Raw genomic sequence first — 26415 nt, forward strand, 5'->3', positions numbered from 1 at the left:
CGGGCACCGCTGACTGGCGGAGAAGCGACGAGGGACCGCCGCAATTACGGGGACGCGGATCGTGCCTTCAGAGCGGGTGCCGCTCGCCCTGGCCGATCACGTTGAAGAGGGCCCCACATAGCGTGAGCGCCACCAGCGTTTGCGGCAGGAGCGCCGGCAGGAATCCGGCCATGCTGAGCGCCGTGCTGAGCACCGCAAGAACGGCGAATATGATCGTGACCTTCGTCATCGCTGGGCCGCCCGTTGAGCGACGGGAGAATCCGGCTGGCCTGGCGCGGGAAGCGCGGGGTCGCGCCGCCATCCTCCCACGGCCGAGCCGGCGACTTCGAAATTCGCGACGGCCGGCGCCGGCGGTGCGTCACGCAAGCTGGTCTCGGGGAACGCGAGGTCCATCAACGTCCCCGCCATCTCTTCGTGGCTGCGGGCGACTTCGGCGAGAATGAGTTCACCGCGCTGACCGTCGGCCCGACCGACCACCAGCGCCGCAATGTCCGTGAGAAGATTCTCATGCTGGACGATCAGCTGCCGGAGCGGATCCGCGCGGAAGTCGGCGACTGCGGAAATGCTCGCTGCGCTGCGTCCGCGGCGGTCACGCCCGCGTTCCGGGCGAGGAACGGCTTCATATCGCTGCTCCAGCAGCGCGATGTTGCGGCCGACTCGGGCCCGCTGCTCACGCACGACGTGATGTAGCGACGTCGCGTAGACGCTGTCGTCAACGCGAAGGTAGGCCTCGATCGCTTGCTGAAGATCTCGTTCGTGATCCAGCACGGCGCCGAAGCCGCTGGCGAGCGATGGCTGGGCCGTATCGCTGCCACGATCGTGTGAGCTGCGGCGCGACGACGGGGCCTGCGGTTGCGTATCCGCCAGAGTCTTGAGGAGATGCATTGCGCGAACCTACGACCGGAATCAGCGGTAAGCGAGCGGGCGGGTCCGATATAACACTGATTGTCTGAAGTCTGTTGCCTGGGTCGACTTGGTTGATGGCGTCGGCCGTCGCCGCGAATTCCGTTGCGGGATACCGGTTCCGCCAGTATGGTGCCTCCTCTCTCCCCGCTTCTCTGTCCCGCTGCATCTCGGAGATGCCACGTCGGCAGCGGACATCGCACGCCTACCGCATGAAGCACACCTACCGCATGGAGCACGCCCGTCACAGGAGGGACGCAAAAAAGAGCGAGGCCGCGGGCGGCCGACCGTCGGGCCCCGCTGCCCGTCGACCCATGATGCTGCGCGCTGGCTTGTGTATCCCAACGGGAGCGTTCTTCGGCGGGACACCTCGCCCTCTCGTTCCACGATCGACATGCCAATCCGGGCTTCCCGCTTGATCGCCGCGGAACGATCCGGTGAGCCGCGCGACACGGTGGCGCGTGCAGGGTTTCGCGTATGCGGAAAGCTGAGACTCCCATTGTCGACGCTGGCGGGGGCGGTGGGCTTCCGGTCGCTCTTGAGCCGCGCCTGGGTGCTCGCGAAGGCGGAGGCCCCCTGGCTGGCGGAGGTGCAGATCAAGAGTGACGGGGAATTGCAGTGGTCGACCGAGAAGGAGGCGGCGCTGAGCACGGAAGAGGCGGCGCGGGCGGCCACCGCCCTCGTCGGCCAGTTGCTCCAGCTATTGGTCACGTTTATCGGCGAAACTCTGACGCGCCGCCTGGTGCAGGAGATCTGGCCGGAGGCAGCACTCGACGAGGTAAACCCACGAGAGAATTCCCATGAAGAAAAGAGCTGACCGCAGTTCCCGCACGGTGCCCACCAAACCTCGTCCCGCGGGCAAAGTCGCCATTCGGCAGCTGCCCACCGGCGTGCGCGGACTCGACGAGATTCTCGGCGGCGGACTGCCGGAGTATTCGTTCAACCTGATTGCCGGCACGCCGGGCTGCGGGAAAACGACGCTCGCGCATCAGATCGCCTTCGCCAACGCGACGGCGGAGCGGCCGGCGCTCTATTTCACCGTGCTCGGCGAACCCGCGCTCAAGATGCTGCGCTACCAGCAGCAGTACTCGTTCTTCGACGAGACGAAGATGGGGACGGCGATCCGCTTCATCAACCTGAGCGAGGTGCTGCTCGAACAGGATCTCGACGGCGTGTTGAAGGAGATCACCCAGCAGGTGGTGGCGGCCAACCCCGGCGTGGTCGTGGTGGATTCGTTTCGTACGGTGTTGCGCAAAATCCCGGCGCACGACGGGGCCGAAATGGAGCTGCAGGCGTTCGTGCAGCGGCTCGCGATGTTGCTGACGAGTTTCCAGGCGACCACGTTCCTGGTGGGCGAATACACGGAGGGAGAGATGCGCGACAACCCGGTCTTCACGGTGGCGGACGGGCTGCTGTGGCTGTCCCAGATCGTCGAGCGGAACTCCGTGGTGCGAAAGCTCCAGGTCATCAAGCTGCGCGGCCAGGCGTCGGTGCCGGGCCTGCACACGTTTCGGATCGGGAGTTACGGGCTGCAGGCGTTTTCGCGGACGATGGGCTTGGTCGGGGCCAAGGGGAAACGCTCGGGCAACCGGCGGCTCTCGGTGGGTGTGGTCGAATTGGACACGCTGATGGGCGGCGGCATCCTCGAAGGTGACAGCGTGCTGATCGCCGGTCCGTCGGGCACGGGGAAGTCGGTGCTGGCGACCCAGTTCATCGACACGGGCCTGCAGGCTGGCGAGGCGGGCATCATCGTGGTGTTCGAGGAGCGCCCGGCCGGGTACGCGCGCCGCGCGGCCAGCCTGGGCCTGAATTTCCAGCCGGCGCTCGACGCCGGCACCCTCGAAATTCTTTACCTGCGGCCGCTGGACCTGTCGGTGGACGAGACGATGCAGGAGATCCTGGACGCCGTGAAGCGGACGGGAGCGCAGCGACTGGTCATCGACTCGCTCGTCGGCTTCGAGATGGCGCTGGCGCCCGGCTTCCGTGCCGATTTTCGCGAGTCGCTCTACCGGATGATCGCGGCGCTCACGGGCGCTGGCGTCACCGTCCTGAGTACCGTGGAGATCGAGGACTCGTTCACCTCGTTCCAATTCAGCCATTACGCCATTTCGTTCCTGACCGACGACATCATCCGCCTGCGGTACGTCGAGATTGACGGACAGCTCAGGAAGATTCTCGCCGTGGTGAAGATGCGCGGTGGCAATCACAGCAAGGACATTCGCGAGTACGTCATCAGCGAAACGGGCCTGCTGCTCGTGAGCCCCCGGCACACCGATTACACGGGTCTGACCGGAGGTTTGCCACAGCGAGTGGGAGCGCGAAAAGAGCAGGCTCCGGAACCGAAGGCCAGCCGCTGAACCATGGAACCGACGACCTCCCCCACGAGCGCTGGTCAGGCGTGCGCGCCACCCAGCCTGGCCGCACCGGTGATCGAGTATGCCCCCTTGGCGATGGTTGAGGTCGAGGGGCCGGACCACGTCGTGTGCTTCGTCAATGCGGCGTTTTGCCGGCTGTTGCAGGCGCGCCGGGGCGACCTCATCGGGAAACGCTTTGCGGAGATCGTGCGCAACGGCGATCAGTGTGTGCCGCTGCTCGACCGGGTGTACCGAACGGGTGAATGCGAGACCCACGTTGAGCTGGATCACGCCGCGCCCACGCCCGTTTACTGGCTCTATGCGATGTGGCCGGCGCTGGGGCCGGGGGCGCGCCCGGAACGCGTGGTCATCCAGCTGACGAAGGCGCCTGATTCCCATCCGACCCTGTCGGCGATGAACGAGGCCCTGCTGATCAGCGGGCTGCGGCAGCACGATCTCCGGGAGGCCGCGGAGAAGCTGAATGCGAATCTGGCGGCCGAGGTGGCGGAACGCCAGCGGACCGCGGCTGCCTTGAGCGCCGCGAATGCGGAGCTGAAGCTCGCCCAACTGGCCGCCGAGCGGGCCAGCCAGGCCAAGGACGGTTTCTTTGCGGCCCTCTCGCACGAACTGCGGACCCCGCTGACGCCGGTTCTCATCACCGCGGCCTCGCTGCGGGAGGACCCACGGTTCCCCGCCGACGTGCGGGAGGAACTCGCCATGATCGAGCGGAACATCGCGCTGGAGGCCCGGCTGATCGACGATCTGCTCGACGTGACCCGGATCGCGCATGGCAAGCTGCAACTGCGCCTCCAATCCTGTGATGTCGCGATCTTGATTGGTTATGCCGTTGAGATCGTGCAGCCCGATGCGCGGCACAAGAACATCGCGGTCGAGTGCAACTTCGCGGCGCGCGCCGGCGACCTGATCGGCGATCCGGCGAGGCTTCAGCAGGTCATCTGGAATCTGCTGCGCAACGCCGTCCGCTTCACCCCGTCCGGCGGCAAAATCTCGATCGCGACGCGCGACGACACCGGACCGGCCGGACAGGATTGCCTGCGGATTGAGGTCAGCGACACCGGGATCGGCATCGATCCGTCGTGCCTTGATCGGATCTTCGTGCCGTTCGACCAAGGCGGCGGGACGGGGAATACGGCCACCGGCGGACTCGGACTGGGGCTTTCGATTGCCCAGGCCGTCGTGGCCATGCACGGCGGTCGGATCGCGGCTCACAGCGCCGGGCTGAATCGCGGCTCGACCTTCGTGGTCGAACTCCCGCGGAATCACACCTTCACCGAACCGGCGTCCGGTTCGGTTGCGGCGAACCATCGTCTTCCGGCTCCGGCTGGGGCGGTCGGGCCGGCCACGCGGCTGCGCCTGCTGTTGGTGGAAGATCACGCGGCCACCCTCAACGCGGTCTCGCGGCTGCTGCGGCGGGACGGACACACCATCGTGGCGGTCGGCACGGCGGCCGAGGCCGTGAAGGCGGCTGAAGTGGGGGAGTTCGACTGCGTGGTGTCAGATATCGGACTGCCGGATGGGAGCGGGCTCGAGTTGATGAAAACCCTCCGTGCGCGTCACGGTCTGCGGGGGATTGCGCTGAGTGGCTACGGCAGGGAGGCGGACTTGATCCAGGCGCGCGAGGCGGGCTGTGTCGCCCATCTGACCAAGCCTGTGGCGATCGCCGAACTGCGCGCGACGATCGCGTCCATTCAAGCCTGCGAGAAATGAGGGTTCCCGATCGGGAGAGACAGGTCTGAATCTGCGGCCGAAATGGGTCCGCCGCGACGGATGAGGTGAAGGCCGGCGCTGCGGCGTCGCTGGGTCGGTCTCCGCGCACGATCGACGTCGCGTTTTCTCCAATCGTGGCTTAGGCTGCGCGCGCCCGCCGAGGCTTGGGCTGGAACCCAACGCTGCCGAGTCCCGGCCTTTCACCCCTCTTGATCGACCTGCCCTCTTCTCTCTCGCCGGACGGCACCGCCCCTGTGAGGGCTCCGTTTCTGGCGCGGAAAGTCGCCTTCATCGGCACCTACCTCCCGCGGAAATGCGGGATCGCGACGTTCACGCACGACCTGCGACACGCCGTCGCGCTGCAACGCGGCGAGTCAGCCTGCCTGGTCATCGCGATGAACGACGCCGCCGGGCCGTACGCATATCCGCCGGCCGTCGTGTGCGAGATCAGCGAACAGGACCTCGCGAGTTACGAGCGCGCCGCGGAGTATCTGAATCACCGCGACGTCGATGTCGTGTGCGTGCAACACGAGTTCGGCATCTTTGGCGGCAGCGCGGGCGGACACCTGCTGACACTGCTCCGAGCGCTGAAGATGCCGATCGTCACCACGCTGCACACGGTTTTGCGCGATCCCGGCCCCGAGCAGCGGCGGGTGATGGACGCGTTGATCAAGGTTTCCGATCGGCTCGTGGTGATGACGGAGCGCGGGCGCACGTTCCTGCGGGAAAGGTACGCGGCGCCGGCCGAGAAGATCGATCTCATCGCGCACGGGATTCATGACGTGCCGCTCGAGGAACCCGATCGCTACAAGGAGCTGTTCGCGGTGGAGGGGCGGCTGGTGTTGCTCACGTTTGGATTGTTGTCGCCCAACAAGGGCATTGAACACGTGCTCAACGCCCTGCCGGTGATCATCGCCGAGTTTCCGCAGGTCGTCTATCTGGTCCTCGGCGCGACGCATCCGAATCTGCTGCGCCATCAGGGCGAGGCCTACCGGCTCGGCCTGGAACGGCTGGCGAAGAAAAACGGCGTCGAGCAGCACGTGATCTTCTACAACCGGTTTGTCGATCTGCCGGAGCTGAAGGAGTTCATTGGCGCGGCGGATGTGTACGTCACGCCCTACCTGAACGAGCAGCAGATCGTGTCCGGCACGCTGGCGTATGCCTTCGGGGCGGGCAAGGCGGTGATCTCGACGCCGTACTGGCATGCGGCGGAGCTCCTCGCCGACGGCCGCGGCGTGCTGGTGCCGTTCGCCGACGCGCCAGCCATCGCCCGGAGCGTTTGCGACCTGCTGCGCGACGAGCCCGCGCGACTGGAGCTGCGGCGACGCGCCCACCTGCTGGGCCGCGAGATGATCTGGAGCCGGGCGGCCGAGCACTACGGGGAGAGCTTCGAGCGGGCCCGGGCGCAGCACGCGGCAAAGCACCGGCAGGCCTTCCTGCTGCGCACGCTCGCGCAGGAACCGATGCAGTTGCCCGCCTTCAAGCCCGACCATGTGCTGAGGATGAGCGATTCGACCGGCATGCTGCAGCACGCCCTTTTCTCCGTGCCCAACTTCGCGCACGGGTATTGCACGGATGACAATGCGCGCGCGCTCATGCTGACGCTGCTGTGGGAGTCACTCGGGCAATCGACGCCGGCCATTGAGTCACTGGCGACGAGCTACACGGCCTTTCTCGCGCACGGGCTGCATCCGGGCACTCGACGATTTCGCAATTTCATGAGTTACGACCGGCGCTGGCTCGAAGACGTGGGCTCGGAAGACTCCCATGGGCGGGCGCTCTGGGCGCTGGGCGTGTGTGCCGGGCACGCGCGCGATCGCAGCCTGCAGCTCCTGGCCGGGCAGCTCTTTGAGGCGGCGCTGCCGGCCGTGGTGGATCTGGTGCATCCGCGCACGTGGGCGTTTGCTCTGCTCGGAATCCACGCCTACCTGCAACGCCAGCCGGGCGACAGCCGCGCGGGCGAGATTCGAGCGGTGCTGGTCGACCGGCTGATGACGCGGTTTGCCGAGCACGCCCGGGGCGACTGGTTCTGGCTGGCGGATGATGCCACGTATGACAATGCGCGCGTCGCGCATGCGCTCATCCTCAGCGGCGGCGCGATGGCACAAAAAGCGGTGCAGGAAACCGGTCTGCGCGCCCTGGGCTGGCTGATGCGAATCCAGACGGCGACCAACGGCCATTTTCAGCCGATCGGTTCGGACGGCTTCTTTCATCGCGACCGCCCGCGGGCGTTCTTCGACCAGCAGCCGATCGAGGTCCAGGCCACGGTCGCGGCCTGCATTGGCGCGTTTCATGCCACGGCGGATCGCTCGTGGCTCCGGCAGGCTCACCGCGTGTTCGAATGGTTTCTCGGTCGCAACGATCTCGGCTTGATGCTCTACGACGCCAAGACCGGCGGTTGTCGCGACGCGTTGCATGCGGACCGGGTGAATGAAAATCAGGGGGCCGAATCGACCCTGGCGTTTCATCTCGCCCTGGCCGAGCTGCAGCTCACGCACAACGATCTGACCGATTTTGAGCCGTCCACGGCCGTCGCGGCCGGCGCGGCGTGATGACCGTCCCAACCATGCTGGCTTCGCTCGTCAAGCGCACGGACATCTTCCTCAATCCCGATTGCGCGCGCGTGCTGATCCGGCCGTTTACGCCCGCGAGCGAGCAGCGGATCGGGCGGATCATCGCCCATCTGCAGGCACTCCCGGAAGCCGAGATCGAGGCGCTGCTCGGCCAGGTGCTCACCGAGTTCTCCGGTCGGCACAAGAAAACCCGGGAGCTCTTTCTCGCGCGCTTCGAGTTCGTCCGCCGCTACCTGGCGACCGACCGCGAACCCTCCGAGGCGCAGCGCCTGGTGATCGGCTCGTACTTCACGCATGAGTATTCGCTCGAGGCGGCGGCGCTGTTCAACCCGTCGATCGTGCCGCATCCGGATCAGACCGAACTGCCGCCGGGGGCGCTGCGCTTTGTGCTGAGCCTGCGCGCCACCGGCGAGGGACACGTCTCGTCGATCACGTTTCGCACCGGCGTGGTCGACGCGGATCACCAGATCTGCATTAACCCGCCGACGCGTTTCGTCACGGAGCCCCCGTTGGTCGACGACACGGCGTATCCCAGGAGCCGGTTCGAGCAACAGCTCGCGGAACTCGGACTCGCCGGCGAGTTCACGCGGCGAGCGCTGGCGGTGCTCGGCGAGACGTTTACGCTCGCGGAGCTGCGCGCCGCCGTGGCGCAGGTGCAGGATCAGATGGACGCGACCGATCGCGCGGCGAGCGAGGTGGCGGGCCGTGCGATGATCACGCACGCGCTCTCGAACTATCAGGTGCGGTTCCCGGCCGGGCAACGCATGTCGGAACGCGTGATCTTTCCGCGCTCGCCGAGTCAGAGCAACGGCATCGAGGATGCGCGGTTCGTGCAGTTTCAGAACGACGACGGCACGCGAACGTACTTTGCGACCTTCACGGCCTACGACGGTCGGGCCACGCACCCGCAGCTCCTCGAGACGCCCGACTTTCTCGATTTTACCGTCACCACGCTGAGCGGCGCCGCGGTGCAGAACAAGGGCATGGCGCTTTTCCCACGCAAGCTGGGCGGCCGTTACGCGATGCTGTCGCGGCAGGACAACGAAAACATCTTTCTGATGTTTTCCGCCGACCGCCACTTCTGGCGATCGGCGACGCTGCTCCTGAAGCCGATGTTTCCCTGGGAGTTCGTGCAGCTCGGCAACTGCGGTTCGCCGATCGAAACCGAGCAGGGCTGGCTGCTGTTGACCCATGGCGTCGGGGCCATGCGCAAGTATTCCATCGGTGCCGTGCTGCTCGATCGGCACGATCCCACGAAGGTACTTGGCCGGCTCCGCGAACCGCTCATCACGCCGACTGAGGACGAACGCGAGGGCTACGTGCCCAACGTCGTGTATTCCTGCGGCGCCCTGCTGCACGGGCGGGAGCTGATTGTTCCGTATGCCGTGTCGGATTTTGCGACGCGTTTCGCCACGGTCTCGCTCGATGCCGTGCTCGCGCGAATGGCGTAGCCGCCCGCGGTGATGGTTCGTCCGTTGCGCCCCGGCGGAGATTGACGCGGCGCGGCGTGGAACCAGCGGTGGGCATGGGCGCGCCATTTGCGTGAGTCACGAGGCAAAGTGACGGCAAAAGTAGGTCTCCACCCCATCGCAATTCCGCCCCCGGAGGCGTCTAGTTGACTCCAGTCGAGGGCCGGCCGGGAAACGACTTCTCCGGAACGGGGCCGGGACCGGCAACTGCGTCGACGATCCTGTGTGGGGGAGGGAAGAAGACGACGGTGACTTGGTCAATGAACACTCAAAAGACACGGAAACTTTCACGCTACCTGGCGGCGCTGCGCAGCCATCTGCGGCGCCGTCATGCGCGCAGGGGAAGGCCGACGCCTGGGATTGGCCGCGAGTTCGCGAGCGCGGGCTTGAAGGCGCTCGACTTGGCCAGAATGCACGAAGCGTCGCTGATGGCGCTGGCGGCGACGCATGATTTCGGCGACAGCCGCAACGGCTTGATGAAGCGGGCCGGGAATTTCTTTGCCGACGCGCTGCTCCCGATCATGGACCAGCATCGCGGTACCGGGGCTTCCTTCCAGCGCCTGCAGCAGCGCGCCGAGACCCTGCGCCTGCACGCGGCCGCGCTCGCCGAAGGCAATCGCCAGCTGAACCGCGAAGTGAAGCGCCGCAAAGCCGGGGAGGCCGCGGTTGAAAAGGCCAAGGAGCACTACCGTTGCCTCTTCCTGGAATCGGAGGTCATGCAGAAGAAGCTCCAGCGCCTGACTCGCCAGATACTATCCGCGCAGGAAGACGAACGCCGCGAGATCAGTCGGGAGCTGCATGGCGAGGTGGTCCAGACGCTGGTGGGGATAAACGTTCAGCTGGCGACCCTGGGCAAGGCGGCTTCGCTCGGCATCCGGGGCTTGAAGGCGAAGATCGATCTGACGCAACGGCTGGTGGCAAGATCCGTCAACGCCGTGCACCAGTTCGCGCGCGAGTTGCGCCCCGCCGTACTCGATGATCTCGGGCTCATTCCGGCGCTGCACGCGTCCATGAAGACCATGGCCGCACGGAGGAATCTGAAGGTCCGGCTGACGGCGTCGGCGGCGGTGGAGGCGCTGGACGCGCCGCTGCGCACGGTGCTGTACCGCGTGGCGCAGGAGGCGCTCACCAATGTCACGCGGCACGCGCGGGCCCGCCATGTCGACCTGACCATCGTCGAGGTGGCCGGTGGCATCCGCCTGGACGTGCACGACGACGGAAAAGGCTTCGCGGTGCAGAAGACTCTGTCGTCCCGTGCGAACCGGCGGCTGGGGTTGCTGGGCATGAGAGAGCGGGTGGAAATGGTAGGCGGAACGCTCACGATCGAATCCTCCCCCGGCCGCGGTACGACCGTGCGCGCGGAGGTGCCGTTCAACCCGAAGGAGGGCGCATGAACGCGCTGAAGAGGATCACCGTCTTGCTGGCCGAGGACCACGCCGTCGTGCGGCAGGGGCTGTGCACCTTGCTGGAGACCGAAGGAAGCTTCGAGGTGATCGGCCAGGCGGAGACGGGGCGCGAGGCGGTGGAACTGACCGCCACGTTGCGGCCGGAGGTGGTCGTCATGGACATTGCCATGCCGGTGCTCAACGGGCTGGAGGCGACGCGGCAGATCCTGAACGCCAACGCCGCGGCGCGCGTGCTCATTTTGTCGGCGCACAGCGACGACGAATACATCGAACGCATGATCGCCGTCGGAGCCGCCGGTTTTTTGGAGAAGCAGACGTCAGCGGAGATTCTCACCAAGGCGATTCACGAAGTGGCCAGGGGGAAGGCGTTTTACAGCCCGGCGATCGCCAAGCGGATGGTCGACGGACAAAAACGGGCGCAGGGGCGCGATGGGCTCGCTAGGACCAGTGGCACGCGACTGACCTCACGCGAGACCGAGGTGCTCCAATTGGTGGCGGAGGGGCAGGCAAACAAGCAAATTGCCAGCGTGCTGGGTATCAGCATCAAGACGGTCGAAAAGCACCGCCACAGGTGATGGACAAGCTGAACATCCATGAGACGGCGGGACTCACCCGCTACGCCATGGCCCAAGGCCTCATCGAAAACCGCGTGCATGTGGCGATCATCTGACCCCCCGCCCGGGGCGCCGCGGCAGCGCGGGGCAAGCGCGGGCCCATACGCTCTTCACCCCATAGCGGCCCGCCCCTCCTCGGACTAGCGTGCCGGGGCGATGATCGAAGCCGATCCTGGCGGTCCGCGCCCTGCTTTTATGAACCGACTCTTCTCTCTTGTGCTCTTGGTTGCCGGAATCGTCTTGATCATCTACGGGCTCTCCGCGCTCGATTCGATCGGCTCCAGTTTCTCCCGGTTCTTCACCAGCTCACCGACGGACCGGACGATGTGGCTGCTCATCGGCGGTGTCGCGTGTGCCGTCTTCGGATTGGCCGGCGTGGTCCGGCGCACCACCTAGACTCTCGCTGCCCTGCGTTCTTGCACCGGCGACTCTGATCCGAAACAGCCGAGCCGTGGCCGCGCTCCGCCCCGGTTCCCCGAACCCTCACCCTTTTATGAACCACACCGCAACTGCAGCCCGCACCTCGGGCGCACCGACCCGCAAACTGAAAAAGCTGTTGGCCGAGGCCCACACCTTGGTCGCCGACGCCTCGTCGGAAAAACCCGCGGACGCCATTCGCGCCTTGCAGGCGCGATTAGCCACGGGCCGGGCCCGGCTCGGTGAACTCTACGCGGGCGCACGGGACAAGGTCACCGCCGGAGCCAAAGGCACCGACGAGGCCATTCGCGCCCATCCGTACCGATCCCTGGCCATCGCGGCGGGACTCGGAATGCTCCTCGGCGCGCTGATCGCCCGACGCTCCGACAGCCGATAGTCGCCCTCGGTTGGAGTTCGTGGCCGGCGCCGCATGTCGGCGTTGTCCAACGGCGAGGCGCCGCACGGTGATCGCCAACGCCGTCCGGGCCGTGCTGCTGCCAACGGTGGCTCGCACCTCAGGACTACGGCAAGCTGCTCGAGTCTCTCTTGACCTGAGCGAAATAGACCCGGGCTTTCGCGAGGAGCTGATCCTCGGACAGGGTGCGCTCGTTCACGACGAGTGAGCCCACGATTCGCCTCGCCAGTTCCGGACGATGCTGCTGCAGCCAAGTCGTAAACTGGTCCAATTCCGTGCTCGTTCCGGTGCCGCAGAATATGAAGACCTGTCCGGCGCCACTCAGCACGCCTGCGACGGGCTCGTAGAGGCTGCTGGGCTCGCCTTGGCGTCGGCTGGTAGACCCGTATCTCGTGCTGTAGCTCTGGCAGAACGTTTCCTCCGACATCGGCGGCCGGATCAGTTGTGCGACCGCGCGTGGACCGGCGGAACGGTAGATGCGAGCCTCATGGCGGGCGATGACGACCAACCACCGGGCGGCTCGTCCGTTGACTTTCGCGGGCGGCTCCGAGCGTGCGAGGAAATTACGCAAGGACAGCAAATCGGCGGTGTCGGCCACGGCGTGGCTGTGCGGCGCGTGCAGAATGAGCGATTGGCCATTGCGCGCCACGGTCAGAACACCGTCCGGATTGATTTCCACCGCGCCGAGCTGACGAAAGAGGCTGTGAACGTCGCTCCACGCTACCTCGCGCGACGCGGGGTTTTCGAAGATTTTTTGATAGGTGCGGAGGTGCGAACCTGTAAGTGCCGCGGTCGAGTTCATGGGCGTGAGGGCGTGGCGTCGGCGAGCGCTGGCGGGCCCGGACAAATCAAATGATCAGTTTTCTGGTGCCGGAAAAATCGCCGCAAAACCCTCGTGCGGAAATGGGGTGTTACCCTGCCGATCGGGCCCATCCATCGTCGGCCAGCGATCCCCCGAGCCCGGCAAACCCGGGGGCCCCGCGTTGGTCAGCGGGATGCGATCCGGGGGACACCAACGTTTTCAGTATAACAACCCATACCGGAACGCGCGCCGTAGGGCTAGTTTGAGCACGTGAAAAACAACGTTCTCCATCTGCTGTCCGCGTCGGCTGCCGTTCGCTTGATGCGTCAGCTTGCGCCCGCATTCGTCGTCGGCGGGGCCCTGGCCCTCACCGCCGGCTGCGTTTCCGAACCAGTGTCACATGTGGTTTCCGCCCCGCCTCCGCCGTCGCCCACCCGTGCTGTGACGACGACCACCACCACGACGAGCCCAGTGCCAGTGGCAACGCCGGCCCTGGTCGTGGGCAACACCGCCTACGTGACCACCTCGGCGAGCCCGGTCATGAGCACCACGGTTGTGACCCAGTCACCACCGACGCTCCAGCAGGAGGTCGTGCTGGCCCGTCCATCGTCGGAGCACGTGTGGCTCGCCGGCTACTGGACCTGGCGCAATGATCGGTATGAGTGGATGGCCGGCCACTGGGAACTGCCCCCGAGTTCGGGCGCGGTGTGGGTGGCCCCCCGCTGGGAGCAGCAGGGCAACGCTTACAAGTTCTCCGAAGGCTACTGGAACTGAGCGCGCACGCGGCCCATTCTCGCCGCGGTGATCGACTGGACCCGTCCGGCTTCGGACGGGCCCGTTGCGGTGATCGCACCACACCATGCATGCGCACGTGCGGCGTCGCCCCCCGGCAGGCCAACACCCCATGGCAGCATGTCAGGGGCGGAGCTAAGATCACATTTGGTCAATGCGACCCACGAATCCGAGCCTGGCCGTAACCCATTCCATTTATGACTTTTCTCTTCCTCGCACTCTTTCTCATCGTCTTCGGCCTAAACCTGCTGTTTGGGCTTTCCGTCCCGATGTGGATTACCGGGCTGCTCGCGCTGATCGCTGGCGTCCTGCTTGTGCTGGACCATTTTCGGGTCCGGGTGAGTCGGAAATAGCCGGCCGACGGCCAACGCGAATCCGTCGGCGGGGAGACGCGTTGTTATCACCGGGAAACACGGGCCGCCAGCGTGGCCTGAGGCGCTAGCCGGAGTAGCCGACGCGGTGCCGGCGAGCGCAACGGTTGGCAATGGCCAACCGCGGTCCCCGCCATCTGCGGTCGTGCCGGTGTGGTGCCGCGCAAGGGCTCGCTGTAGACTGCGGTGCACCAGGCGAGCCGTTTCCACATGAAGCAGGGCCGACCGGCAGCGCGCGGCGTCGGTTCCCCGGCGCTGTTCCGAAGTGGCGAGCAGGACGCACACCGCATAAGAGGTCGAACCGGCGACAGCGGCGGGCGGCTCGGCGCCATTTGTAGTGGTGGGATCATAGGGACGACGGTGCATGCCTCGACAATATCGCGATGTCCGGGTAGACGAGAAATGCCACGTCAGGCCGCCCCCTATGCTCGCGCGGAATAAGTCCAACCGTCAGCCTGCTGATCTTCCGGATCCGGCGGGTGGCGATTGCTTGTGCGAATAGCTCGGTTTGGCGAGCTTGCGCCGCGGATGCAGGGTTACTACCAACATGCGCCGGTCTCGGTTCCTGTGCTACCGATGGCGAGTTCGTCAACCCTGGGTGTGTGAAGGACTCGCTATCTTCCGCGCGGGCGATGCCTGTGTTTTCAGCTATCCTATTTCGCGCACGCCCTGAGCCGCCCGGTCAGGACCTTGATGTCAATCTCAGCGCCGGCGGCGGTCGCCCGGGCTTTTGCGAGTCGAACCTCGGCCTGAAGAAGTTCGTGTTTCAGCCGGGTAAGCTCGTCGAGGTTTGAAGGCGAACGTGCGGATCGCGCTGCGCGAGCCGAAGGGTCGAGTTGGGATGCTTCGGAATTCCCGTTGTTCATGATCAGAGGCCAGTGGTCTGGCGGTTTGGCTTTTTGTGCACGCGCGGCGGAGGGCTCGCCGCTGGTCAAATGGTCATGCGAACGTCGGCAGAGAGGGTCTGGGCAAGTGCTTCGCGCTCGGCGATTCCCTTGGCGATGGTGGTGAGCGCTGGATCCTGAAATTCATTCGAGCGGCGGCGAACCGTGAAACCAATGCGCGTGGTTTCTATGTGCCAATCCGCCGATGCGACGCTGCGCTGCGCATGGTGATCCCAAAGTCGCACCTCACCGCCTTCGAATGCCGGCGGGGTTTGCAGGAAGAGTGCGACCGCGTCGGTCGGCGAGTCGATGGCCCCGCCGTGGCTGTAGTGCAGACCGTTCCTTGCCTGGCGATAGATCTGGTAGCGATGCGAAGTCGCGGGATCTGGTTCCGTCATCACCGTTGTGAGCGTATGATTCATGTGGATGCCTCCGGTTTCGGATTCACGCTGGATTTGCGGAACCATCGTGCCGCCTACCATCGGCACACAAGCGTGCGGGTCTGCTGAGAACGCAGCACCGACCCTACTGCGGATTCAGTAGGCGACCTCCGACGATTTCAGCAGAAGCCCGTCCTTGAGACCGCGCGCCGCCGTGAGACGGTGAGGCCCAAGGAGGAAGATATGCTGCACACGACCACCACGCTACCGCCGGCTTCGGCGGCGTTCGAATCGACCAAGCCGGAGTGGCTCCGGCTGCCGGCTCCCGGCACGCGCTGCCGGTTCACCGGGCTTTCTCGCGGTACACTGAATGAACTGACGATCCCCTGTCCGGCGAATGATCACAAACCTCCCGTCAGGAGCGTCGTGATTCGGAAACGAGGGGCAGTCCGCGGCATTCGGTTGGTGAGCTACGATAGCTTGATGGGCTATTTGGATGCTCTTGCCCACCCGGAGGCTAAGTCGAGTTTGGCATCATGAAGCCGGCCGCGAGCTTGACCCGTTTGTGCGCCGTGATAGATTCTTCTATCATGAAGCATCGAACCGCAACGGTCGCGGACCTCCGCAACCATTTCCGTCGCGTATCGGCGTGGCTCGAAAACGGCGAGTCCGTTGAGATTATTAAGCGCGGGCGGAGGTTCGCGCGGCTGGTTCCGGCGACCGCCGAAGGCACGTCAAACAAGCCCGTCAAAATCGACTTCGTCAGCCAACTTCGCTCCGTCTGGGGCAAAAAGATATTCTCCTCCGATGAAGTCCAGGCCATGCGCGAGGCCGAGCTGGGAAGCCAGTCGTGATCGCCTATCCGGATACTTCGTTTCTCTGCGCACTCTACGTGGCTCAGAGCACATCGGCAGTGGCGATCGCCCACTATCGCCGAATGAAGGAGCCGTTGCACGTTTCCGTATTATTGCTCGGGGAGTTTCGCCAGTCGGTGCGCTTTCAGATTTTTCGAAACAGCAAGGACGCTACTCAGGGCTATGCTCGGAACACGGGCCTTGAGGCGCTCGCGAAGCTTCAATCCAACATCGACGCCGGCGCATTGGTGGTGGTGCCAACAGAGTGGACTGAAGTTTTCCACCTCGCTGAGCGGATTTCCGCGCAGCATACGATTGCCGGGGGCCATCGTTTCATGGACGTGCTGCACGTTGCGACCGCGATGCACCTCGGTGCGGTCGAGCTGCTCTCTTTCGACGCCAACCAGCGAAAGCTTGCGGCCGCGGAGGGTCTCGCGGCCAAACCATAAGCCAAGCCTTTCCCGCTCCGAGCGTCGGCTGAACTATTGGTCCGGTTGGATCAAGACCGGCAGTTTCGCGATGGCCCGTCGCTTCGTTTCGGTGTCGATGTGCGTGTAGTGCTCCGAAATCGCCCGGGACTCGTGGCCGACGATGTCCCGCGCGGTCGCGTCATTGACGCCTTCGCGCTTCAGAGCGCTGGTTGCGGAATGGCGCAACGAGTGAAACGAGAGCGCACTGGTCTGACGCTTGCCGCTGCGCCCGGTCGGCGCCTTCGCGTCGGCATGGTGCGTGCGTTTCTCGGCGAGTTTGGCTGCGGTGAGAATCTCGTGGAACTGATTCGAGAGTGATCCGGTCCGCCCTTCCTTGGTGACAATCGCGTGGGCTTTGGGAAAGACGGGAGCGGTGGCTCGCTCAGGTGCGGGTAGGCGTTTGAGAAAAGCGAGCAGCGGGTCAGCAAGGGGCACTTCAACGGTGCGATGCGTTTTCGCCGTTTTGAAATGAACCACCGCCTTTTCGAGGTCCACTTGGCTCCAGGACAAACTCGCAATATCCCCGAGTCGCTGGGCGGTGTAGAAGCCGAAAAGGATTATCCCTTTCCACTCACCCGGCGCGTGGCTCAATAGGATCTCGATCTGCGTCGTGGTGAAGGGACGGCGCGCGGTTTGATTTTCGCGCACTTTCAACGTCTTAACTTTGTTGGCGACATTCTCGATCACGTGACCGTCGCGCCACGCTTCGCCCAGCAGGATGCGGAGCGTCTTAAGGTAGATGTTCGCACTTTTCGCGCTCAGGCGCGCTCCGATCAAGTCACGGAACGTCTGGACCTCAATCGCACTGAGAAAAACCAGGTTTCGTTCGATCCGTGGTCCCAGAAACTCTCCCATCGCCTCCGCGATCTGGCGATAGCGGGTGAGGGTGCCCGGGCTCACTTCCTCGGTCGCCTTCCGCTTCAGCCAGATATCCGTGTAGGTCTTGAACGACACATCCGCCGCGGTGTTCTCGAAGTATTTCGCGGCAACGTCGCGAATCACGCGCATGTGATGCTCCCCGCGTCCCAACCTTTGCCCGGCTTCTTCGTAGGACCGGGCGACCTCTTCGGCCTTTTTGCGATTCGTCTCCTTGGTCGAGCGGTTGACGAAGACGCCCGGCGACGCCTTAAAACGGGCGAACCAGAATGGGCTCTTGGGATGTCTCCAGACGCAGGCCATGGTTCATTGGTCACCGGTCTCACGCTTCGGGTTCGATGGTGAAGCCGTGAGCACCTCGGGCGCTTGGGACCGGCAAAACTCGGCTAAATTGGTTTACATGCAGGGCACCTGCTCGAATCCCCCAACCTCGCATGAGGGATCCCCACTTTGGGCGCTTTTTTTGGTAAGACAAAGGTAAGACAAAAGCCGACGAAAATCAATGTCGCAGACGATAGATTTACCTCTGAGAGCGCCCCTCACGTAGGTGTTTTGTGGACACCGGGGTTCGAATCCCCGTGGGGACGCCATGGATTTTCAAGCGGCCATTATTACTGATGAGCGACAGCGCGGTTGGCCGGTTTGGCCACGAGTTACGTCGTTTTCCCTTTGGCCACGATTTACGTCGCCTCTGAGCCTATTTGTAAGGGTTTACCTGTTTCGACCGTTCCAGCGTTGGTGGTTCTGACGCCTTGGCCGCAAGCCGCGACCATTGCGGACGTGCTGCTCCTCGCTGGTTGCTATGACGCACACGCGGGCGGTCGACGGGGCTTAAGGCTTGGTCGCGACTGGCTTCGGCGGCGATTCCATGCTCCGTGTCCGATTCGCATGAAACGCGTTTCCCTCTTCTGGCTGATCTTCGCGCTCGGCAGCGGCGCTGCACTGCTCGATGCCGCCGATACGCCCGTCGCGCGGATCAATCACATCGCGCTTTACGTGCGCGACCTGAAAACCAGCACCGACTTCTATCAACAGGTGCTCGGACTGCAGACGATTCCCGAGCCGTTCCACGACGGTCGGCACACGTGGTTCCTCATCGGCCCGAAGACGCACCTGCACATCATCTCCGGCGCCACCGTCGAACTGCCGAAGGACAAGAACACGCACCTCTGCTTCTCCGTGGCTGCCGTGGAGGAATTCATTCCGCGGCTCGCGCGCGCCGGCGTCGCCTACGAAAACTGGGCGGGCCAGGCTTCCGCGGTCACGCTGCGAGCCGATGGCGTGAAGCAGATCTATTTCCGCGATCCGGACGGCTATTGGCTGGAGGTCAACGACGCGAAGGAGTGAGCCGCGCACAGCGACGGTGAGGTTACGAACGCCGGCGCGCGACGGTTCCTTTACCGGCAAGTGGCGGCGGTTTTGCGGGCGTCCCTGCGCGCGAGCAACGTCGCGGCATGAGACCCCTGCTCGCGCTGGTCACGTGCATGTTCGCGCTTTCGGCGTCGGCGGCGACGTGGACTGCTGACAACGGCAATGGCACGTTCACCAATCCGCTGTTCTACGACGAGTTTTCGGATCCGGATCTGATCCGCGTCGGCGACGATTTTTATCTGACCGGCACGACGATGCACGCGCAGCCGGGGCTGCCGATCCTGCACTCGCGGGACTTGGTGAACTGGCAGTTGCTCACCTACGCGTTCGAGCGGCTGGATCTCGGGCCCGCCTTCCGGCTGGAGGAGGGCCGCGAGAGTTACGGGCAGGGGATCTGGGCGCCGTGTTTCCGGCACCACGGCGGCACGTTCTACATTTTCTCGAACGTCAACGGCCAAACCACGCAGCTCTTCCGGGCGCAGAATCCGGCCGGCCCGTGGACGCGGACGCCGATGAAGCGCGCGTTTCACGATCTTTCCGTGCTCTTCGATGACGATGGCAAGGTGTATGTCATCTGGGGGTATCAGGACGTCCATTTCGCGCAGCTCGATGAGGCGTTGACCGACATCGTGCCAGGCACCGAGAAAATCATCATCCGCAAGGGCGCCGGTCTCGGCGAAGGCCTGCATTGGTACAAAATCGACGGACGCTACTACATCCTGAGCGCGTGGTTCGAGGGGCGGATGCGGATGCCGGCGGCACGAGCGGACCGGCCGGATGGCCCGTACGAGATCAATCCGGCGATCAGCATGGACGAGGACTTCGGGCTGGCCGAGGGCTATCGGTTGCGCAACCGCAGCTTTCCGTTCGAGATCACGCCGCCGAACACCCGCGACGGCGGGCGCATGTCGCTGCATCAGGGCGGCATCGTGAGCACGCCGGCCGGCGAGTGGTGGGGTTTTTCGATGATGGACTACAATTCCGTCGGACGGCTCACGTGTTTGTCGCCGGTGACGTGGCAGGACGGCTGGCCGTATTTCGGATTGCCCGGAAATCTCAAGCGCACGCCGCGCACGTGGATCAAGCCGGCGACCGCTCATACGAGCGCGCCGGCCGTCCCATATCAGCGCGACGACGATTTCTCCGGGCCGAAGCTCGCGAACGTGTGGCAGTGGAATCATGTGCCGATCGACGATCGCTGGTCGCTCGCCGAGCGCGCCGGCTATCTGCGGCTGCACGCGCTGCCGGCACCGGATTTCTGGTGGGCACGCAACACGCTCACGCAGCGCGCCATTGGTCCGCAGTCGGTGCCGACGGTGGCGCTCGACGTGAGCGGGCTGAAGGCGGGCGACGTCGCGGGACTGGCGCTGTTGAACCTACCGTATGCGTGGCTCGGCGTGCGCAGCGACGGAGCCCGCCGGGAACTCGTGCAGTTTGATCAGCTCACGGGCAAGAGCGTGACGGTGCCGTTGGAGCGCGATCGCGTATGGCTGCGTGCGAGCTGCGATTTCCTGACGGAGCAGGCGGTGTTCAGCTACAGCGTGGACGGCAGTGCGTTCACGCGGATCGGCGACGAATTTACGATGATCTTTCAGCTGAAAACCTTTCAGGGCGTGCGCTACGCGCTCTTCGCCTACAACACGAGCGGCGCGACCGGCGGGCACGCGGACTTCGATCGCTTTACGGTCGACGAGCCGCATCCGCGTGGGCTGATGCGCCCGATTCCGGCGAGCCGGACGATCACGCTAACGCCGGTCGGCGTCGAAACGGCGGTTGCGATCGACGGCGCCAATCGGTTCGAAGTGGTGGCGCGCGAGCTCGGCCGCGTGGCGCTGCGCGCGGGCGAACGTTACGTGTCGGTGAACGCCGACGGGCAACTCACGCTGAAGAAGGGCGAGCCCGCGGACAGCGAGTTGTTCCAGTGGACGGAGAACGTTTATGGCGATCTGAACCTGCTGTCGCTTACGACGCATCGTCACGTCCGTTTCGATGCGGCGCGCGGCCTGGTGTTCGCTGATTCGCCGGGACCGAAGCCGGATCGCCACGACGGCTCGTGCCTCGTGTGGCGCTACGCCGAGTGAACGGCGGTCGGCACCATGCAACCTATGAGGTTACGTGGTGCGGAGGCGGCTAAAGGCTGAGCACGCCAAGGAGCCGGGAGGCGACGACGAAGATGATGAACATCGTCACCACGCAGCCGAGGGCGTCGAGCACGAGGCCGCTGCGGACCATGTCGCGCAGCCGAACGTAGCCGGTGCCGAACACCAGCGCATTCGGCGGCGTGGCCACCGGCAGCATGAACGCCATCGAGGCGGAGATCGCGGTCGCGACGGCGACCGTGACCGGGTTGGCGCCGGTGCGCAGGGCGATCGAGACGACCACCGGCACCATCATCGTGGTCACGGCCGTGTTGGACGTCACCTCGGTGAGCATCGCGATGAAGCACACGACGGCGAACGTCAGCACGATCGTGCTGGGCGTGCCGAGCAGGGCGACGAATGACGTGGCGATCCATGCCGCGAGTCCGGTTTTGAACATCGCATCCGACAGCGCGATGCCGCCGCCGAAGAGGATCAGCGTGCCCCAATCGACAAAACGCGTGTCGCTCCAGTCGAGCAGGAACCGGCCTTCGCGGAGGCTCACGGGAATGAAAAACAACAGAGTGCCGCACACGAGGCCGATGAGGTATTCGTCCACCCAGGCGATCCGTTGCAGCGCCGCGTCGGGCAGCAGCGCCGGCCAGAACGGGTTCGTCACCCACAGAATCACCGCGAGCGCGAAGATGGCGATGGTGCCCTTCTCGCCGCGCGAGAGCGGGCCGAGCGCGACGCGTTCCGCCTGCAGCCGCGCCTTGCCGCCGGGGAGCCGCCCGATTTCCGGCGGGTGCAGTCGCATCAGCACCGCCCATGCGATCGGCAGGAGCAGCAGCACCAACGGCACGCCGAACTTCATCCAGTCGAGAAAAGTGATTCGCTGGTAGCTCGGGTCGTGCGCGAACGTGGCGTTGAGCACCCCGAGTGCGATTCCGTTCGGAGGCGTGCCGATGATCGTGCCCACGCCGCCGATCGAGGCCGCCCACGCGATGCCGAGCATCAGCGCCGTGCCAAAGCGGGAGTTGCCCGGCTGCGCATCGACCAGCGAAAGCACGCCGATGCCGAGCGGGAGCATCAGCGCGGCGGCGGCCGTGTTGGAGATCCACATCGAGAGCAGCGCCGTCACCGCCATCATGCCGAACAGGATCGAGCCGGCGCGACCGGCGACATTGCCCCGCGTGAGAAACCAGAGCGTGAACCGCCGATCGAGTTTCCACTTCTGCATCGCGCCCGCGATGAGGAAGCCGCCGAGAAAAAGATAGATCACCGGGTTCGCGTAGTTCTGCAGCGCATTTTTCGGCGAGAATTCGTAAACGGCGTGGCCCTGCAGGCCGGTCACTTTTAGCAGCGGCAAAAGCACGGCGGGCAGCAGCGCGGTCGCCGGCAGCGGCACGGCTTCCGTCAGCCACCACACGACCATCAGGGCCAGCACCGCGAGCACGGCCTGCATCGATCCGGCCAGTTGCGCCGCGGAAATCGTAGTTGCCGGAGGCGGCGTGCCGAGGGCTTGTGCGGCGGCGGTCATGAATGACGCCGGCGTCGGAATGAAGAGAACAGCAAGGAACAGCGCGAGACCGAGCACCAAGCCGGCGGCTTTGAACTTCATGGGGGAGTGGAAGGGGGACGGCGCGGTTGTTAGCCGCGATCCTGCTGGACGGCGAGATTGAATCCGGCTGCTGACGCGCGCGGTGAGCTTTTCTTCTTCTCGGCCCGATTAACGCCCGCCGGGGCCGGCAAGAGGCTCAGCCACCAATTGCGCGGTGACGTCGACGCCATTGTCCCAGAAGGTGGCGCGGTTGGACTTCGCCCCCAGGGGACGGCCGTGAGAATCCGCGCCGTCGGCGAACGCCACCCGCGAAAGTCCGCTGACGCGCACCGGCTGGCCGTTGTCCTGGGAAAGATCGCCGCCGGTGATGCGGACGTCCGCGGCGGCGCCTACACAGATCATCGCCTTTGCCGTGTCGAAGGCCGAGACATCGCCCAAGTAGAGCGGTCCGGTGATGTTCACGCCCGGCGCATAGAGGCCGGTGACCCCGCGCGACGCGAAGAAGGAGGCATTGGCGGCGCGCACGCCGCCGAACCGGCCGTCGCGACTCGAGATCGCGATGAACGCGAGGTCGGCGATGCCGTCGTAGGCGATGCCGGGTTTGAAGAGCGTTTGATTGACGGCATTGGCCTTGCCGACACTGAAGACCGACACGTGCGTATCTTGGGTCGCATCGGTGATCACGATACTCGCGTGGCCCTTCATGTACGTGACGCCCTGGATGTAGTTCACCGGCAGCGCGGGTCCGCTCGGATTCTCCAGCGTGACCGTGAGCGAACCGGGTCCGCTGAATTCCACCTGCACGATGTCGTCGTCTAGATCGAGGAAGGAGATCCGCGTGATCTGGTGCTCCGCGGAGTCGGCGGTGATCGTGGCGGCTGCGCCTTCGAGGAGGACCTGGTCGAAGGTGTTGCCGTTCTGCTCGACGTAAACGTCGCTCAGCACCTCGTGGCCGGCGCCGATGACCTTGACGGAAGTGACAAGGCCGACGATCGCCAGCGGCGACTCGGCGGTGGCCGCTCCCGCGGAGAGCGTGAGCGAATACACGCCCGCGTCGGCCGGCTGCAGGGCGGGCAGCGTCAACGACAGGCTCGCCGTATCCGGGAGTGTGGCACCATTGTGTCGCCAGCCGACGGGTTGAGCGGCACTCGGCGCCACGGACAACTGTACCGCCGAGCCGGCGGTCATCGCCTGCGGCGCCGGCGCCGAAACGGTCACGGGAGTCGCGCGGAAGTCCACGGTCCGGTTCGGCGTCGTGTTGGTCTCGACGGCGGAATTGCCGACCGTGGTGGTTGCTGCGCTCGAGGTGACGAGGTGACCGTCTGCGGTGGCGGAGAGTGTGTGGGTGGCGCCGGCGGCGAGACCCTTGAAGGCGTAAATTCCGCGGGCGTTCGTCGCCACGGAGCGGGCGGGGACGGTATCGATCGCGACGGTTGCGCCGGCCACGGGCGAGCCGTCCTCCCGCGTGATCCGGCCGGTGATCATTTCACCCGCGACCTGCGGATCGATGTTGTAGATGAGCGACGTGATGTCCGTGAAGAACTCGGGGCTGCCGTCGGACATCTGCACATCGATCGGCGGGAAGTTATACCAGGCCGTGCTGTGGCCGCCCCAGCCAAGATTGATGTGATGGTAGCGCGTGCCGGCCAGGTAACCGTAACCGTCGATCACCACCGAGTGGCCGATGTTCGTTTTGGTGAAAATGTTCAGGTTGGCGGGCAGCCCGGCGTCGAGGCTCGTGCGGACGGCCTTCATCAACTCCTCCAGTCCGGGATCAGGCAGGCACGTCTTCGCCTCGGCGTAGCGGAACACGGTCTTCATCGCGGCGGCGGTGTTCGTGGCAAAGGTGCCAATGTAGGACGGATAGTAGTCGGCTCCGGTGCCAATGCCGGCGTCGAGCATCAGCGCGCCGATCGCCTGAATCTGTTCGAGCGTGATCTCGGGTCCGGGCACGAGCGGCATCGCGTCCCAGTTGTAGGGACCGCCGTTCCCGTCACCACCGCGCATCGCCACCCGCAATGGCCATCCACCGATTGCCATCGTGTAGAGCCCCGGCGTGGGCGCTTTCGGCCACTCGTGGAATCGCATGATCTGCGCCCACGCCACGGGCGAGCAGCCGGCGAGGAAGTTGGCCGGATCGCCCGGCGCGTAAGGAGGCGTATAGTAGTTGTAGATGAAGATTTCACGCGTGCCCGTCGCGGTGAGCACCTGCGCGCTGAGCTGATCCCAGCGGCTGGTGACCATCGGCGCGACGCAGAGATCGCTGACCTCGTATGCGGCGAAGGTACGCACGCGCTCATCCGCTGTGCCCGACCCCAGCGAGAGCAGGGTGTCCCATTTCGCGCGATTCACGCCGCGGGTCCGCGCGGCGGTGGAGAAACTGGCGACTTGTGCCTCCCGACGGGCCGTCGCGATGCGCGCCGCGGCGTCGCGTTGGAGCAGGTCGAACAGCGGCGTGGCGGGTTGCGCGAGAAATGCCGAGTCGCTCGAGAACGCGAGTACCGGTTCCACCTCGTCGTCCGCGGCGAGCACGAGGAATCCGCGCGGCTCGAGCTGCACGACGTGAAACAGCGGAGAACCGGCGGCGTCGCCGTGGGTCGTGGCCGCACCGGCGCGGCCGGCCGGCTCGGCGAGCGGTGCCGGGGAACGGCGCAGCCAACCGTTCGCCGCACGCAGCGCCGTGTCTTGTGCTACCGGGGCGGCCGATGCGGACACCGCGAACGCCCCGAGCAGCGCCATCCCCACCAGCGCGGCGGGCAGCCAGGCTGGGAGCGCGGGGAGATTCGCGGGCGGGGGCAGGGGAGTTTCCGCGCGGCGGGGCATCGGCTCAACTGTGCGCGCGTCGGTGTCGAGGACAAGGTTTTGCCGCCGCGTACGCGTGCACGACGCGCCGCGCGGCAGGGCTGCGATGCTCCGATCGAGCGGATTCGTCATGGACCGAAACACCGCGGCTAATTCTCGAAGCGGGCGGAAGTTCCGGATTCCGTTCGGCGCGGCGGCACGTTAGTCAAAATCTGCGGCGTCATCACGTCGCCGCCGGCCGACCCCGAATCCGGTCTTACCCCAATGATCAAGGAAATCACCCTGCAGGAACTCGATACCGGCAAATTCATCGCGGACTACGTGGCGGAGATTCGCAATGCCGTCGCCGACGGGCTCGCGATCAACGCGCTTTCCGGCGGCGTCGACTCGTCCGTCGTAACGATGCTCGGCCACCGCGCGCTCGGGCCGCGACTGCGCACGGTCTTGATCGAGAACGGGCTCATGCGCGAAGGTGAACCGGAGCGGGTGCGCGCGATCTTCGAGCAGCTCGGCGTGAAGGTGGAGATCATCGATGCGCGCGAGGAGTTCTTCGCCGCGCTGAAGGGGATCACCGATCCGGAGGAGAAGCGCGAGGCGATCACCCAGACGTTCTATAAAAAGGTTTTCGGGCGCATCGTGCGCGAAAGCGGTGCGAAATTCCTGCTGCAGGGCACGATCCTCACCGACGTCGATGAAACCGTCGCCGGAATCAAGCGGCAGCACAATGTGTTCGCGCAGCTCGGCATCGATCCGCAGGCCACGTTCGGTTACGAGATTCTCGAGCCGTTGATCCGGCTGCGGAAAGACGGTGTGCGGAAAGTCGGCCAGGCCCTGGGATTGCCGGTCGAGATGTTCAAGCGCATCCCGTTCCCCGGACCGGCGCTGGCGGCGCGCGTGATCGGCGAGGCCACGCCCGAGCGGATCGCGACGGTGCGGCAGGCGACGACCGTGGTGGAGCGGCTGCTTGCGGGCACGGGCGCGTTCCAATACCTGGCGATCCTGCATCAGGACCGTGTCACCGGCATGCGGCAGAACCGGCGCGAGTTCGGCCAACAGATCGAGGTGCGCTGCTGGGACAGCACGGATGCGCGGGTGGCCGCGCCGACGCGGCTGCCGTTCGATTTGCTCGAACAACTGGCCCACGAAATCCTGCGCGACGTGCCGGGCGTGGTGAGCGTGACCTACAACATCGCCACGAAACCGCCGTCCACGATCGAAGCGGTGTGAGCGGCGGACGCCGTCGGCGGTGAGCCGAGACAGGCTTGAAAGGACCACCGCGATCGCGCGTCATGGCG

The 26415-nt window shown here is 65.3% G+C and carries 23 protein-coding genes; 16 read left to right on the top strand and 7 right to left on the bottom strand.

Features of this window, described 5'->3' with window-relative positions; genetic code table 11:
- Nucleotides 1–67: 67 nt before the first annotated feature.
- Both OTER_RS26120 and OTER_RS06255 read right to left on the bottom strand, forming a co-directional pair.
- Nucleotides 68–229, bottom strand: coding sequence for a hypothetical protein (locus OTER_RS26120; protein ID WP_012374054.1), 162 nt, complete (start codon nt 227–229; stop codon nt 68–70).
- On the bottom strand, nt 226–885 hold the full coding sequence (locus tag OTER_RS06255; protein WP_012374055.1) for a hypothetical protein: 660 nt from the start codon (nt 883–885) through the stop codon (nt 226–228). The genes OTER_RS26120 and OTER_RS06255 overlap by 4 nt, the downstream gene beginning before the upstream one ends.
- A 433-nt stretch (nt 886–1318) precedes the next feature.
- Between OTER_RS06255 and OTER_RS06260 the strand changes: the two genes are divergently transcribed.
- The 9 genes from OTER_RS06260 to OTER_RS06300 all read left to right on the top strand — a co-directional run bounded on the left by OTER_RS06260 (nt 1319) and on the right by OTER_RS06300 (nt 11861).
- Nucleotides 1319–1720, top strand: a complete 402-nt coding sequence (locus OTER_RS06260) for a hypothetical protein (RefSeq protein ID WP_148218030.1) — start codon at nt 1319–1321, stop codon at nt 1718–1720.
- On the top strand, nt 1704–3260 hold the full coding sequence (locus OTER_RS06265) for an ATPase domain-containing protein (RefSeq protein ID WP_012374057.1): 1557 nt from the start codon (nt 1704–1706) through the stop codon (nt 3258–3260). The genes OTER_RS06260 and OTER_RS06265 overlap by 17 nt, the downstream gene beginning before the upstream one ends.
- A gap of 3 nt (nt 3261–3263) precedes the next feature.
- Nucleotides 3264–4985 carry a PAS domain-containing hybrid sensor histidine kinase/response regulator gene (locus OTER_RS06270; RefSeq protein WP_012374058.1) on the top strand — a complete coding sequence of 574 codons (1722 nt, stop codon included), beginning with the start codon at nt 3264–3266 and terminating at the stop codon, nt 4983–4985.
- A gap of 218 nt (nt 4986–5203) precedes the next feature.
- The gene (locus OTER_RS06275; protein WP_044892215.1) at nt 5204–7537 is read left to right on the top strand and encodes a glycosyltransferase; all 2334 of its coding nucleotides are present in this window, start codon (nt 5204–5206) and stop codon (nt 7535–7537) included.
- 14 nt (nt 7538–7551) lie between these two features.
- Entirely contained in the window at nt 7552–9009 is a 1458-nt protein-coding gene (locus OTER_RS06280) for a glycoside hydrolase family 130 protein (protein ID WP_044892216.1), read from the top strand.
- Nucleotides 9010–9287: 278 nt separating this feature from the next.
- Nucleotides 9288–10421, top strand: coding sequence for a sensor histidine kinase (locus OTER_RS06285; RefSeq protein ID WP_012374061.1), 1134 nt, complete (start codon nt 9288–9290; stop codon nt 10419–10421).
- Nucleotides 10418–11008, top strand: coding sequence for a response regulator transcription factor (locus OTER_RS06290; protein WP_012374062.1), 591 nt, complete (start codon nt 10418–10420; stop codon nt 11006–11008). Before OTER_RS06285 ends, OTER_RS06290 begins: the two co-directional genes overlap by 4 nt.
- 234 nt (nt 11009–11242) lie before the next feature.
- Complete coding sequence (locus OTER_RS06295; RefSeq protein WP_012374063.1) at nt 11243–11443, top strand: DUF3185 family protein; 201 nt, start codon at nt 11243–11245, stop codon at nt 11441–11443.
- A 97-nt stretch (nt 11444–11540) separates the two neighbouring features.
- Complete coding sequence (locus tag OTER_RS06300; RefSeq protein ID WP_012374064.1) at nt 11541–11861, top strand: ElaB/YgaM/YqjD family protein; 321 nt, start codon at nt 11541–11543, stop codon at nt 11859–11861.
- A 124-nt stretch (nt 11862–11985) separates the two neighbouring features.
- Here the strand turns inward: OTER_RS06300 and OTER_RS06305 are convergent, their stop codons facing one another.
- Nucleotides 11986–12681, bottom strand: coding sequence for a hypothetical protein (locus OTER_RS06305; RefSeq protein ID WP_012374065.1), 696 nt, complete (start codon nt 12679–12681; stop codon nt 11986–11988).
- 441 nt (nt 12682–13122) lie between these two features.
- Here OTER_RS06305 and OTER_RS23810 point away from each other — a divergent pair, with 441 nt between their 5' ends.
- Together OTER_RS23810 and OTER_RS26125 are read left to right on the top strand one after the other, a co-directional pair.
- On the top strand, nt 13123–13455 hold the full coding sequence (locus tag OTER_RS23810; protein WP_237702454.1) for a hypothetical protein: 333 nt from the start codon (nt 13123–13125) through the stop codon (nt 13453–13455).
- A 215-nt stretch (nt 13456–13670) separates the two neighbouring features.
- A complete protein-coding gene (locus tag OTER_RS26125) occupies nt 13671–13826 on the top strand; it encodes a hypothetical protein (RefSeq protein ID WP_158305372.1) in 156 nt (51 codons plus the stop codon).
- A gap of 949 nt (nt 13827–14775) precedes the next feature.
- On the opposite strand, the gene OTER_RS06315 is transcribed toward OTER_RS26125, so the two are convergent.
- Entirely contained in the window at nt 14776–15150 is a 375-nt protein-coding gene (locus OTER_RS06315; protein WP_148218031.1) for a hypothetical protein, read from the bottom strand.
- 494 nt (nt 15151–15644) lie between these two features.
- On the opposite strand from OTER_RS06315, the gene OTER_RS26395 reads away from it, so the two are divergent.
- Together OTER_RS26395 and OTER_RS06325 are read left to right on the top strand one after the other, a co-directional pair.
- Complete coding sequence (locus tag OTER_RS26395; RefSeq protein ID WP_083767637.1) at nt 15645–15962, top strand: type II toxin-antitoxin system Phd/YefM family antitoxin; 318 nt, start codon at nt 15645–15647, stop codon at nt 15960–15962.
- On the top strand, nt 15959–16411 hold the full coding sequence (locus OTER_RS06325; RefSeq protein ID WP_012374071.1) for a type II toxin-antitoxin system VapC family toxin: 453 nt from the start codon (nt 15959–15961) through the stop codon (nt 16409–16411). The genes OTER_RS26395 and OTER_RS06325 overlap by 4 nt, the downstream gene beginning before the upstream one ends.
- Before the next feature lie 33 nt (nt 16412–16444).
- Here OTER_RS06325 and OTER_RS06330 read toward each other — a convergent pair whose 3' ends face one another.
- Nucleotides 16445–17434: a tyrosine-type recombinase/integrase gene (locus tag OTER_RS06330; protein ID WP_237702455.1), complete on the bottom strand. Its 990-nt coding sequence runs from the start codon at nt 17432–17434 to the stop codon at nt 16445–16447.
- Between the two features lie 762 nt (nt 17435–18196).
- On the opposite strand from OTER_RS06330, the gene OTER_RS06335 reads away from it, so the two are divergent.
- Nucleotides 18197–18655 (top strand): VOC family protein, encoded by a 459-nt coding sequence (locus OTER_RS06335; protein WP_012374073.1) that lies wholly within the window; start codon nt 18197–18199, stop codon nt 18653–18655.
- Between the two features lie 107 nt (nt 18656–18762).
- Entirely contained in the window at nt 18763–20760 is a 1998-nt protein-coding gene (locus OTER_RS06340) for a family 43 glycosylhydrolase (RefSeq protein ID WP_012374074.1), read from the top strand.
- 49 nt (nt 20761–20809) lie between these two features.
- Here OTER_RS06340 and OTER_RS06345 read toward each other — a convergent pair whose 3' ends face one another.
- Both OTER_RS06345 and OTER_RS06350 read right to left on the bottom strand, forming a co-directional pair.
- The gene (locus OTER_RS06345; protein ID WP_012374075.1) at nt 20810–22378 is read right to left on the bottom strand and encodes an SLC13 family permease; all 1569 of its coding nucleotides are present in this window, start codon (nt 22376–22378) and stop codon (nt 20810–20812) included.
- A gap of 108 nt (nt 22379–22486) precedes the next feature.
- Complete coding sequence (locus OTER_RS06350) at nt 22487–25252, bottom strand: C10 family peptidase (RefSeq protein ID WP_044891617.1); 2766 nt, start codon at nt 25250–25252, stop codon at nt 22487–22489.
- Between the two features lie 132 nt (nt 25253–25384).
- On the opposite strand from OTER_RS06350, the gene OTER_RS06355 reads away from it, so the two are divergent.
- Nucleotides 25385–26347, top strand: a complete 963-nt coding sequence (locus tag OTER_RS06355) for a GMP synthase (glutamine-hydrolyzing) (protein WP_012374077.1) — start codon at nt 25385–25387, stop codon at nt 26345–26347.
- Nucleotides 26348–26415 lie beyond the last annotated feature (68 nt).

The organism is Opitutus terrae PB90-1 (assembly GCF_000019965.1).
GTDB lineage: Bacteria > Verrucomicrobiota > Verrucomicrobiia > Opitutales > Opitutaceae > Opitutus > Opitutus terrae.